This is a genomic window from Brochothrix campestris FSL F6-1037 (genome assembly GCF_000525915.1).
GTDB lineage: Bacteria > Bacillota > Bacilli > Lactobacillales > Listeriaceae > Brochothrix > Brochothrix campestris.
Genome location: NZ_AODH01000090.1, coordinates 1 through 529, shown reverse-complemented (window position 1 = coordinate 529; position 529 = coordinate 1). Strand labels below are relative to the sequence as shown.

Here is a 529-nt window from a genome sequence, read left to right as displayed (position 1 = left end):
TATCTTCCAAGCTGTTTGCTTCTAGGCGGTTGATTTCACTTTCGTTCCTCTAGTTACATCAACCAGAAGCTGTCAACTTTCAGATAAATGGCAGCGACGGTAAATAGTCGCCTTCATTTATCTTCCAAGCTGTTTGCTTCTAAGCGGTTGATTTCACTTTCGTTTCTCCAATCACTGCAGTTTAGAACGTCTCTAAATTACTTTCATTCTAGTAAGCTCGACGAGCGAGTGACGAAGCGCGTACTGATGCTATGTAATCCCGAGCGAGCAAGTCGTAACGACTTAGAACAACATTTATCTTCAATCTCAGAGAGCTATAGATAAAATGGTTATTAAACTAACGTTTCCTTAGCCAATAACAAAGCCCCAGTAATACCAGCATCATCGCCCAATTCGCAGTAAACGAGGTACTGATCGAGTGGTGGGGTATTGACGTAACCGTTCATTAATTCATTAAAATAGTGACGCATTTTTGGATACAGCTGGCTTTGCTTCATGACACCGCCACCGAAAATAATTTTTTTCGGGT

1 protein-coding gene is annotated in these 529 nt (G+C 41.4%); it reads right to left on the bottom strand.

From position 1 onward, the window contains the following. Window positions 1–332: 332 nt before the first annotated feature. On the bottom strand, window positions 333–529 hold a 197-nt coding region (locus BCAMP_RS11965), incomplete at its 5' end, for an ROK family protein (protein ID WP_035315874.1).